Raw genomic sequence first — 11,367 nt, 5'->3', positions numbered from 1 at the left:
AAGGTAGGCCGGAGCCACCCCCAGATCCCCGGCATGCACCCACAAGGTAGGCCGGAGCCACCCCGGGACACCCTGCGTGCGCCGCGGAAGGCGAACCAGGGCGGCCACCCGGTCTCAGATGTGCGCCCCGGCACGTGAGCCGGGGTGGCGTCCACCTCCCTGTGCCGCCTCGGCGAGGGTGCGCCGGTCCGTGTGGGGGCCGGGCGTGAGCGCGGGGCGCAGAACCACCTCGGCCACCAGCCCGCGTGCCGAAACCACCCGCCACAGCGAGGCGAGCAGCGAGTCCTCGCCGACGAAGGCGGGAGCCGTGCTCGCAGCTCCCTCGGCGGACCGGTACACGGACCGGTACTGGATGCGCACCGGCTGGACCGGCACACCGGCGTCCAGCGCGGCCTGGAAGAGGGCCCGGCGGTAGCGCCCCTGGGCCCGGCCGCACCAGGTACTGCCCTCGGGGAACGCGGCGACGGCCGAGCCGCCGCGCAGGGTCCCGGCGATCCGCTCCACCGTGCCGGGCAGGGCGCGCAGCCGGTCGCGGTCGATGAAGAGCGTGCCGCCGCGGGCCGCCAGCCCGCCCACCACGGGCCAGCCGCGCACCTCGGTCTTGGCGACCATCCGCGCCGGACGGACGGCGGCGAGCAACGGGATGTCCAGCCAAGAGACGTGGTTGGACACGATCAGCACTCCGCCGGTGGGCAGGGCGGTTCCGGTGATCCGCGTGCGGACCCCGGCCGTGTGCACCACGGCGAGGCACCAGCGGCGGATCCACCGGTCCCGCCGCTCCGCCCGCAGCCGTCCGGCCAGCGGGATCAGGGCGACCCCGAGGACGACCACGACCAGGAGCGCGGTCAGCCGCAGGACGGCGCGCGGCACGCCCGTCCAGGGGCGCCCGGACTCCACGCAGCCGCGCGGTGAGCAGGGAGCGGTGGGCAGCCAGGCGCTGGTCGTCCGGATGGGGCCGGCGGCGGGCCGCCGCGGCGCGGGGACGGCTCCAGGGAGCACCGCCGCTCCCGGGCCTCCGCCGGACCGGGGACGGCGGACGACCGTGAGGCGCGGCGCTCCGGTGCGGGGCGTGCTCATCAGGCGGGGACGAGCGAGAGGAAGTGCCGGAGGTAGCGCGGGTTGACCCGGCTCATCGACAGCAGCACGTACATGTCGGCGACGCCGAAGTCCGCGTCGAGCGCGGGCTCACCGCACACCCAGGCGCCGAGGCGCAGATAGCCGCGCAGCAGTGGAGGCAGTTCGGTGCGCGCGGGTCGGGCGACGCCCTCCGCGCTCCAGGGCAGCAGCGGGCGGACGCGGAACTCCTCGGGCGCCAGGTACTTGGTCCGCACCCGGTCCCAGGTGCCCGCGGCGAGCGTGCCGCCGTCGGAGAGCGGTATGGAGCAGCAGCCGGCGAGCCATTCATGGCCGCCGTCGACCATGTAGCGGGCTATCCCGGCCCAGATCAGGCCGATGACCGCGCCGTCGCGGTGGTCGGGGTGGACGCAGGAGCGGCCGACCTCGACCAACCCGGAGCGGATTCCGGCCAGCGGTCCGAGGTCGAACTCGCTCTCCGAGTAGAGCCGTCCGGCGATCGCGGCGCGCTCGGGCGGCAGCAGCCGGTAGGTGCCGACGACCTGGCCGGTCTCCGTGTCGCGGACCAGCAGGTGGTCGCAGTACGCGTCGAACGCATCGATGTCGAGACCGGGCTGCGGGGTGTTCAGGAGGGCGCCCATCTCCCCGGCGAAGACGTCGTGGCGCAGGCGCTGCGCGGCCCGGACATCGGCCTCGTCGCGGGCCAGGGTGACGGTGTAGCGGGTGGGGGTGACGGGCTGGGTCGGGCTGTCGAGGGTGGAAACGCCGGTCATGGCACTCTCCTGGTCACGGGCCGGTTCGGCGGAGGGGGTACCCCCTGCTCGAACGGAGTCGGTAGCTCGGGGGAGGCAGGCCGGATCCGAACGGTCTGCGCGCTCCTGTTCTTCCGACGCCGGTTGGCGTGCGCGTGACCAGTGCCAGGAGGGCGGATGTGAGGTTGTTGAATGACAGGGGTGACCCGAAAAGCGAGACGGGACCGGGGGTTGAGCACCACACCCGGTCCCGCCCGTCCGCACCGTACGGCGAACGACTTCGTGCCTAACGCTTGCCCGACCTGCGGGTGGCGCGCAGCCACTCCTTGTTCATGCTGGTGATGGAGAACAGCGGGATGCCCTTCGGGCAGGCGGTCGCGCACTCCCCGGTGAGGGTGCAGCCGCCGAAGCCCTCGTCGTCCATCCGCGCCACCATGTCGAGCACCCGGGTCTCCCGCTCGGGGGCACCCTGCGGCAGCACGTTCAGGTGGTTGACCTTGGCCGAGGTGAACAGCATCGCGGCGCCGTTCGGGCAGGCCGCCACGCAGGCGCCGCAGCCGATGCACTCGGCGTGCTCGAAAGCGAAGTCGGCGTCGGGCTTGGGGACGGGCGTGGCGTGTGCCTCGGGCGCGGCGCCGGTCGGGGCGGTGACGTAGCCGCCGGCCTGGATGATGCGGTCGAAGGCGGAGCGGTCGACGACGAGGTCTTTGACGACCGGGAAGGCGGCGGCCCGCCACGGCTCGATGTCGATCGTGTCGCCGTCGCGGAAGGAGCGCATGTGCAGCTGGCAGGTGGTGGTGCGCTCGGGTCCGTGCGCGTCTCCGTTGATGACCAGGCTGCACGCGCCGCAGATGCCCTCGCGGCAGTCGTGGTCGAAGGCGACGGGGTCGTCGCCGCTGAGGATGAGTTCCTCGTTGAGGGTGTCGAGCATCTCCAGGAAGGACATGTCGGCCGAGATGCCGTCCACCTCGTACGTGGACATCGCTCCGTCGGCGTCGGCGTTCTTCTGCCGCCAGACGCGCAGGGTGAGCTTCATGCGTAGCTCCGCTGGGTGGGGTGGACGTACTCGAAGACCAGGTCTTCCTTGTGCAGGACGGGCGCGGCACCGGTGTCGGTGAACTCCCAGGCGGCCGCGTAGGAGAACTCCTCGTCCCGGCGGGCCGCTTCGCCGTCCGGGGTCTGGGACTCCTCGCGGAAGTGGCCGCCGCAGGACTCGGCCCGGTTCAGCGCGTCGAGGCACATCAGCTCGGCGAGTTCCAGGTAGTCGACGATCCGGTTGGCCTTCTCCAGGGACTGGTTGAACTCCTCGCCGCTGCCGGGCACCTTGATGCGCCGCCAGAACTCCTCACGGATCTGCGGGATGCGCTCCAGTGCCTTGCGCAGCCCGCTCTCCGTGCGGGCCATGCCGCAGAACTCCCACATGACTTCTCCGAGTTCGCGGTGGAAGGAGTCGGGGGTGCGGTCGCCGTCGACGGCGAGGAGGAGCCGCAGCCGGTCCTCGGTCTCGGCCAGCACCTCCTGGACGGCGGGGTGTTCGTCGCTCAGGTCGTCGTCGGTGGAGCGGTGCGGGTTGCGGGCGAGGTAGTCGTTGATCGTCGCGGGCAGGACGAAGTAGCCGTCCGCGAGCCCCTGCATGAGGGCGGAGGCGCCGAGCCGGTTCGCGCCGTGGTCGGAGAAGTTGGCCTCGCCGATGGCGAACAGGCCGGGGACGGTGGTCTGGAGGTCGTAGTCGACCCACAGTCCGCCCATCGTGTAGTGCACGGCGGGGTAGATCCGCATGGGCACGGTGTACGGGTCCTCGGCGGTGATGCGGGCGTACATGTCGAAGAGGTTGCCGTACTTCTCCTCGACCGCCTCGCGGCCCATGCGCCGGACGGCGTCCGCGAAGTCGAGGTAGACGCCCTGGCCGCCGGGGCCCACTCCCCTGCCCTCGTCGCAGACGTTCTTGGCGGCGCGGGAGGCGATGTCGCGGGGTACGAGGTTGCCGAAGGACGGGTAGATGCGCTCCAGGTAGTAGTCGCGCTCGTCCTCGGGGATCTCGTTCGGCGGGCGGGTGTCGCCGTGCGCCTTGGGCACCCAGATCCGGCCGTCGTTGCGCAGCGACTCGCTCATCAGCGTCAGCTTCGACTGGTGGTCGCCGGTGCGCGGGATACAGGTGGGGTGGATCTGGGTGAAGCAGGGGTTGGCGAAGTACGCGCCGCGCCGGTGGGCCCGCCAGATGGCGGTGGCGTTGGAGTTCATGGCGTTCGTCGAGAGGTAGAAGACGTTGCCGTAGCCACCGCTCGCCAGGACCACGGCGTCCGCGTAGTACGTGTCGATCCGGCCGGTGACCAGGTCGCGGGCGACGATGCCGCGGGCCTTTCCGTCGACCACGATCAGGTCGAGCATCTCGGTGCGCGGGTGCATCTCGACGTTGCCGGCCGCGATCTGCCGGGACAGCGCCTGGTAGGCGCCGAGCAGGAGCTGCTGGCCGGTCTGGCCGCGGGCGTAGAAGGTGCGGGAGACCTGGACGCCACCGAAGGAACGGGTGTCGAGCAGGCCGCCGTACTCACGCGCGAAGGGCACGCCCTGCGCGACGCACTGGTCGATGATCTCGACCGAGATCTGCGCCAGCCGGTGGACGTTGGACTCGCGCGCCCTGAAGTCTCCGCCCTTGACGGTGTCGTAGAAGAGCCGGTGGACGGAGTCGCCGTCGTTGCGGTAGTTCTTCGCGGCGTTGATGCCGCCCTGCGCGGCGATCGAGTGGGCGCGGCGCGGGGAGTCCTGGAAGCAGAACTGGACGACGTGGTAACCCTGTTCGGCGAGCGTGGCGCCCGCGGAGCCGCCCGCGAGACCGGTGCCGACGACGATCACGGTGTGCTTGCGGCGGTTGGCGGGGTTGACCAGCTTGGCCTCGAAACGGCGCTTGTCCCAGCGCTCGTTGACCGGACCGGCGGGGGCCTTGGTGTCGCCGACCGGCTCCCCGGTCGTGAAGTGGGCGTATTCAGCGGTCATTTCAGCTCACCACTCCGGTCATGACGCCCACGGGCACGGCGATGAAGCCGGCCGTGAGCAGCAGCGCGAGGACATTCGCGATGGTCTTCAGGGCGCGGTCACGGCTGCGGCTGCCGGCCCCGAGGGTCTGGGCCGCGCTCCAGAAGCCGTGCCGGATGTGCAGACCGAGCGCGAGCATCGCGACGATGTAGACGACGTTGCCGTACCAGGTGGAGAAGGTGTCCACGACGTTCTGGTACGGGTGGCCCTCCTGGAAGCCACCGGGGTGCACCGTGCCGGTGGTCAGGTCGAGGAGGTGCCAGACGATGAACAGGCCGAGGATGATCCCGCCCCAGCGCATCGTGCGGGTGGCGTAGCTCGCGCCCCGCTTCTTGTGCACGTACTTGCTGGGGCGCGCCCTGATGTCACGGCGGCTGAGCTGGTAGGCGGACGTGGCGTGCGCGACCACGGCGACGACCAGCACCACGCGGACGAGCCACAGGGTCCACTCGTAGTGCATGAAGGGTTCGCCGACGGTGCGCAGCCAGTGGGCGTAGTGGTTGAACTCGCCCGCGCCGAAGTAGATCTTCAGGTTCCCGATCATGTGGGCGACCAGGTAGAGCAGCATGATCAGGCCGCTGACGGCCATCACGGTCTTCTTGCCGACGGAGCTGTCCCACACGGTGCGTGCCATGGACGGCCGTCGGTCCGTCCGCGTTGCCAGAGCCATGGGACAGAACGCTAGGTCGCGGGATCCGATCAGTCCAAGACATGGTACGGCTGGTTTCCATAGGCATGAGCTATCGTCGAGGGGTGCAGTTCCAACAGCTCCAGTACTTCGTGGCCGTCGCGGAGACCCGGCATTTCACCCGGGCCGCCGACCTGGTGCATGTCGCGCAGCCCTCGCTGTCCCAGCAGATCAAGGCGCTGGAGCGGGAGTTGGGAGCGGATCTGTTCCTGCGGGCGCGCGGGAACATCACGCTCACCGACGCGGGCGAGGCGCTGCTGCCGCTGGCCCGGCGCATCCTCGCCGACGCGGACACGGCCCGGCACGAGGTGCAGGAACTGGCCCAGCTGCGCAGCGGCCGGGTACGGCTCGGGGCGACCCCGAGTCTGTGCACGGGCCTGCTGCCGGACGTGCTGCGCGCCTTCCACGACCGCTATCCGGGCATCCGGCTGCTGATCGAGGAGGGCGGCTCGCACGATCTCGTACGGGAACTGGCGCGCGGCGCCCTCGACCTCGCCCTGGTCGTCCTGCCCCTGCCGACCCCGTCCCCCGCGCTGACCACGGTGGAGCTGCTGCACGAGGACCTGGTGGTGGTGTCGTCGCCGGAGGCCCCGGCGCCCGGCGGTGGCGGCAGCCGCCGCACGGTGCGCGTCGCGGATCTGGAGGGCGAGCGTCTGGTGATGTTCCGGCACGGCTACGACCTGCGGGAACTGACCGTCGCCGCCTGTCGCGCCGAGGGCTTCGAACCCGACTTCGCGGTCGAGGGCGGCGAGATGGACGCGGTCCTGGGCTTCGTCCGGGCGGGCCTCGGTGTGGCCGTCGTACCGCGCATGGTGGCCGCCCGGTCCGGGCCGGGTCTGCGGGTGACCCCGCTGGCCCGGCCCGGTCTCGAACGGACGATCGCGCTGGCGCACCGCAGCGATGTGGCGCCGCCCCGGGCGGCCCGGGAGCTTCAGCGGATGCTGCTGGAACGCTGACGACGGGCCGTCCCGGGCGCGCGGCCCGGCACGGCGGAACCGGCCCGGTTCACCTCGACGGGTTCACCACGTCGAGGCTCACCACGCCGGGCTCACCAGGTCGGGATGAAGCCGCCGTCGATGACGAAGTCGCTGCCGGTGATGTTGCCCGCTCGGTCCCCGGCGAGGAAGAGAACCAGGTCGGCCACCTCGGACGGCTTGGAAAAACGGCCGGTGACGGTCGCGCCCGACGCCTTGGCGACCACGTCGTCGGGGGTGAGCCCCGCGGCGGCCGAGACCGTCGCCGCCACTCCCCCGCCGCCGAGCCACAGGTCGGTCTCCACCGGGCCGGGGCTCACGGTGTTGACCCGGATGCCCTTCGGGCCGACCTCCTTCGACAGCGCCTTGGAGAACGCGACGAGGGCGGCCTTGCCCGCGCTGTAGTCGATCACGAGGGGGTCGGGCAGGGTCGCGTTGACCGAGCCGATCGTCACGACCGAGCCCTGCCCGGCGGCCAGCATCGACGGCAGGGCCGCACGGGTGACCCGTACGGCCGTCAGCAGGTTCAGATCGACGGTGCGCCGCCACTCCTCGTCGGTCACCGAAAGGAAGCCGCCGGTGCGGGCGGGGGCCGAACCCACGTTGTTGACCAGCACGTCGATCCGCCCGCCCGCCGCCTCGACGAGCCGCCCGGCTGCGTCGGGTTCGGCGAGGTCCACCGGCACCCAGGTGACGCTCCCCTTCTCGACCAGGGCGTCGAGGCCCTCGGACGTGCCGCGGGAGCCGGCGATCACCGTCGCGCCCGCGCCGGCCAGCGCCTCCGTGACCGCGAGCCCGATGCCCTTGCTGGCTCCGGTGACGACGGCGGTCCTGCCCTGAAGTTCCGTACTCATCCGTCTCGGCTCCATCTGTGAGAGGTGCGTTCCGTCAGTGAGGCATACGGCCAGTGAGGCATACGGAGGACCGGGCGCGCGAGCCGTCCCGGGAGCGGATCCCAGGCCGGCCGACGCAGGCCGTACCCGGCATGGCCCGCCGGATGTGGCCGACGGCCGCGCAGGGGGCTGATCGGGGAACGGCCCGATCCGGCCGGGCCGGACGGGCGCGGTGACGCCCGTACGCCAGGTGGGCCGCGGCGCAGCCTGTTCGCCGAGCGAGTCCCGGTAGGGCTTGTACGCCTGGCGAGTCGTAGTAGGGCTGCACGCCGGGTCGGTCGCGACACCCGGCGTGGGTGGCGGATCGCCCGGCCGGGGACAAGCCGTACGGCCTGGGGCAGGCCGACTGCCGGACGGCACGCCTGCGGTCCGGCACCGCGGCACGGCGCGGCGCAAACCGTACGGCCTGGAGGCAGACCGACTGCCGGGCGGCACACCATCGGCCGGGCACCGCAGCGCTGCGCGGCGCAAACCGTACGGCCTGGAGGCAGACCGACTGCCGGGCGGCACACCATCGGCCGGACAGCGCGGCACGGCACGGCACAACCGTACGGCCTGGAGGCAAGCCAGCAGCCGGGCGGCACGCCGTCGGCCGGGCAGGGCGGCACGGCGCGGCGCAAACCGTCCGGCCCGGCAGCGCGGCGCGCTCTCCGCTTGCGGAGGCCGCGCCGCGCGAAGGCGTTCAGCCGACCGCGTCGACGAGCGCCAGCTCGTGCAGCCGCTCCGGCGGTCCCGGACGGGCGTAGTACCAGCCCTGGGCGGTGTCGCAGCCCAGTATCCGCAGCTGTTCGGCCTGGGCCCCGGTCTCCACGCCCTCGACCGTGACCGCGAGGCCGAGGCTGTGGGCCAGGGAGACGATGCCCTCGACGATCTTCAGGTCGACCGGATCCGCCGGGAACTGCTGCATGCCCCGGGTGAAGGACCGGTCCAGCTTGAGGATGCTGACCGGCAGGCGACGGAGGTTGGCGAGATTCGAGTAACCGGTGCCGAAGTCGTCGAGGGCGATGTCGACGCCCATCTCAGCGAGCCTGCGCAGCGGTTTGAGCAGGTCGTCGTCAGCGCCGATCAGCGCGGACTCGGTGACCTCAAGGCACAGCGCCTGGGCGTCGAGGCCTTCGCGTTCCAGGATGTCGACCGTGTCCTGGACCAGGCCGGGATGGGTCAGCTGGCACGGCGAGAGATTGACGTTGACGCGGAGCGGGCCCGTGCCGGAGTGCCGTTCCTGCCAGGTGCGGGCCTGGCGCACCGACTGCTCCAGGACCCAGCGGCCGAGCGGCACGATCAGTCCGGTGTGCTCGGCGAGCGGGATGAAACGGTCGGGGCCGAGGACGCCGTGCTGCGGGTGCAGCCAGCGCACCAGCGCCTCCGCGCCGCGCACGCTGCCGTCGCCGAGGTTCACCAGCGGCTGGTACTCGATGAAGAACTCGCCCCGGTCCAGGGCGGCGGGCAGCGCGGTGGTGAGTCCGTTGCGGGTGATGGCGCGGGCGTCGGCCTCGGGGTCGGCCAGCTCGAAGCGGTTGCCGCCCGCGGCCTTGGCCCGGTACATCGTGATGTCGGCGCTGCGCAGCACCTCGGCGGCGCCGCGCTCCCCGGCCGGGCCCTCTACGATCCCGACGCTGCCGCGCACGGTCAGGTCACGGCCGTCGATGCTGATCGGGGTGACGAGCGCGTTCATGATGCGCCCAGCCAGTTCGTCGACCTCGCGCTCGGTGTTCGGGCCGGTGGTGAGGGCCACGAACTCGTCGCCGCCGAGCCGGGCGACCATCTCTCCGGGGGCGGTCGCGCAGGACTGGAGGCGGTCGGCGACCTCGACGAGCAGCCGGTCGCCGGCCGCGTGCCCGAGGCTGTCGTTGATGGTCTTGAAGCCGTCGAGGTCGAGGTAGCACAGCCCGAAGCGCTGTCCCTCGCCCGCGGCCAGCGCCTTCTCCAGACGCTCGAAGAACAGGGTCCGGTTGGGCAGTCCGGTGAGCGCGTCGTGCGTCGCCTCGTAGCGCAGCCGCAGATTGAGCAGCCGCCGCTCGGTGGTGTCCTCCATCAGCGCGAGCTGGTACTGGGGTTCACCGTCCGCGTCGCGCAGCAGCGAGACCGTCAGGTTGGTCCACAGGGCGGTGCCGTCAGGACGGTAGAAGGCCTTCTCGACGTGGTAGTGCTCGCGCTTTCCGCGCACCAACTCCTCGTACAGCCGCCACACTTGGGGGGCGTCCTCGGGGTGCGTCCACTCGGGGACCTTGCGTCCGCGCATGGACTGTTCGGAGCCGCCGAACATACGCAGCAGGGCTCCGTTGACCTGGAGGATGTTGCCGTCGAGGTCGGCGATGCCGATTCCTATGGCCGCGCCCTCGAAGACCGCGCGGAAGCGGGCCTCGCTGTCGTGCAGCGCCTCGGCGACGGCGCTGCGCGCGGTCAACGCGGCCTGCGAGATGGCCTGTTGTTCGGCGAGCGTCCGCTCGCGCAGCGCCTCGGCGTACCCGGCGGCCATCGCGTGCTGGAGTCGTGCGGAGCGGGTCCGCAGCGCCTCCCCGGGCCCGTCCTCGCCGCAGTAGAGCACCAGGTAGGCGTCGACGCAGTCGAGGGCCCGGCTGAGCGCCTCGGGGTCGGTGCAGTGGGCGGCGACGAGTGCGGCGCCGACGGTCCGTCCCGCGGCCGCCTCGAAGTTCCTGGCCCGCAGGGCCTCACTCAACCGCCGGGCGAGCGGCAGCAGTTGTTCCTCGAACTCGGGCCGGGTCAGCGAGGTGGAGGTGACCGGGAAGACCGCGCGGCTCCAGATCGTCGCGAACCGGCGCAGTCTGTCTTCCGGCCCGTCCGGCTCGGCGGTCACGCCGTGCGTCCCACGCCGCCGAACGCGGAGAAGGAATAAGGATCCTCGTCCTCGGGTGCCGTGTCGGGCCGCCAGTTCGGCATCGGCACCAGTCCGGGTTCCACCATGTCGTACCCCTCGAAGAACCGCGCGATCTCCTCGCGCGTGCGCATGATCAGCGGGTTGCGGATGTTCTTGTAGACGTCGACCGCGCCCTCGGCTTGCTCCCGGGAGAGCGGAATTCCCTCGAACGCGGCATGCGTGACGACGAGCATGCTTCCCGGCGCGAGGGCGTCGCGCAGTTCGGCCACCGCCCCGTACGGGTCGTCCGCGTCTTCCACGAAGTGAAGTATGGCAACGAGAAGCAGCGCGACCGGACGGTTCAGGTCGATCAGTCGCTGAACCTGCGGACTCGCCAGGATTTCCCGGGGCTTGAGCAGATCGGCGGCGACCACGTCCGCGTCCTCGTTGTCCCGCAGGACGGCTTGGCTGTGTGCGACGGCAACCGGGTCGTGGTCGACGTAGACGACCCGTGCGCCGGGCCGGGTGCTCTGGGCGATCTCGTGGACGTTGCCGAACGTCGGGATGCCGGAACCGATGTCGAGGAACTGGTCGACGCCCTCGCCGGCCGCGAACCGGACGGCCCGGCGCATGAACGCCCGGTTCGCCTGCATGACCTTGGGAAGGCCCGGCATGAACTCCATCGCCTTGCGTGCCGCTTCCCGGTCGACCTCGAAGTTGTGCGAACCGCCCAGGTAATAGTCGTAGATTCGGGACACGCTCGGCACTGAGATGTCAATGCTGCGAGGGGCCCAGGCGGGACGCTCCATCTATCTCTCCAAGGCGTAGGCGACGACATAGACGATCCGGTGTTCGAGCAGAGGCTACTGATCGCCCGCCAAAGGGGCGAGCCCAAACGGAAATTGACCGTCCGTTCCCGGTCACTGCCTCGGGCAAGTGCCCAATTGGCATATGCAAACGTATCCCGCGGACGCCACTCACCGCCCCTGCGAAATCACTCCGAAGCATTCCAAAAAGCTCCGCGGGGTCACGAAGCGTGGCCAAGTCGCCGGTCGGGCCGCGGCGTTCTTTCACATCCGGGCCGACGCCGGGATCTTTCACGTTCTGGCGACGGCCGGAACGCTTCGCCCGCGCC

At 71.4% G+C, this 11,367-nt stretch carries 9 protein-coding genes; 1 reads left to right on the top strand and 8 read right to left on the bottom strand.

The genetic code is table 11. The features are described from left to right. Positions 1–114 precede the first annotated feature (114 nt). From N4G66_RS30990 to N4G66_RS30970, 5 genes are all read right to left on the bottom strand, one after another. On the bottom strand, positions 115–999 hold the full coding sequence (locus N4G66_RS30990) for a lysophospholipid acyltransferase family protein (protein ID WP_261707571.1): 885 nt from the start codon (positions 997–999) through the stop codon (positions 115–117). A gap of 77 nt (positions 1,000–1,076) precedes the next feature. Then, positions 1,077–1,847, bottom strand: coding sequence for a GNAT family N-acetyltransferase (locus tag N4G66_RS30985; protein WP_261707570.1), 771 nt, complete (start codon positions 1,845–1,847; stop codon positions 1,077–1,079). A gap of 265 nt (positions 1,848–2,112) precedes the next feature. Continuing rightward, positions 2,113–2,862: a succinate dehydrogenase/fumarate reductase iron-sulfur subunit gene (locus tag N4G66_RS30980; protein WP_261707569.1), complete on the bottom strand. Its 750-nt coding sequence runs from the start codon at positions 2,860–2,862 to the stop codon at positions 2,113–2,115. Further along, entirely contained in the window at positions 2,859–4,820 is a 1,962-nt protein-coding gene (locus tag N4G66_RS30975; protein WP_261707568.1) for a fumarate reductase/succinate dehydrogenase flavoprotein subunit, read from the bottom strand. The genes N4G66_RS30980 and N4G66_RS30975 overlap by 4 nt, the downstream gene beginning before the upstream one ends. Position 4,821: 1 nt before the next feature. Further along, complete coding sequence (locus N4G66_RS30970) at positions 4,822–5,493, bottom strand: succinate dehydrogenase (RefSeq protein ID WP_261707632.1); 672 nt, start codon at positions 5,491–5,493, stop codon at positions 4,822–4,824. 119 nt (positions 5,494–5,612) lie between these two features. On the opposite strand from N4G66_RS30970, the gene N4G66_RS30965 reads away from it, so the two are divergent. Next, entirely contained in the window at positions 5,613–6,503 is an 891-nt protein-coding gene (locus N4G66_RS30965) for a LysR family transcriptional regulator (protein ID WP_261707567.1), read from the top strand. Between the two features lie 92 nt (positions 6,504–6,595). On the opposite strand, the gene N4G66_RS30960 is transcribed toward N4G66_RS30965, so the two are convergent. The 3 genes from N4G66_RS30960 to N4G66_RS30950 form a co-directional block, all read right to left on the bottom strand. Next, positions 6,596–7,375 (bottom strand): oxidoreductase, encoded by a 780-nt coding sequence (locus N4G66_RS30960; protein WP_261707566.1) that lies wholly within the window; start codon positions 7,373–7,375, stop codon positions 6,596–6,598. 721 nt (positions 7,376–8,096) lie between these two features. Then, positions 8,097–10,232 (bottom strand): putative bifunctional diguanylate cyclase/phosphodiesterase, encoded by a 2,136-nt coding sequence (locus N4G66_RS30955; RefSeq protein WP_261707565.1) that lies wholly within the window; start codon positions 10,230–10,232, stop codon positions 8,097–8,099. Continuing rightward, positions 10,229–11,041: an SAM-dependent methyltransferase gene (locus tag N4G66_RS30950; protein WP_261707564.1), complete on the bottom strand. Its 813-nt coding sequence runs from the start codon at positions 11,039–11,041 to the stop codon at positions 10,229–10,231. Before N4G66_RS30950 ends, N4G66_RS30955 begins: the two co-directional genes overlap by 4 nt. Positions 11,042–11,367: the final 326 nt, after the last annotated feature.

Source organism: Streptomyces rhizosphaerihabitans, from assembly GCF_025399795.1.
Taxonomy (GTDB): Bacteria; Actinomycetota; Actinomycetes; order Streptomycetales; family Streptomycetaceae; genus Streptomyces; species Streptomyces rhizosphaerihabitans.
Note: the sequence above shows the minus strand (reverse complement) of the source record. Positions and strands in the feature narration are given on the sequence as shown.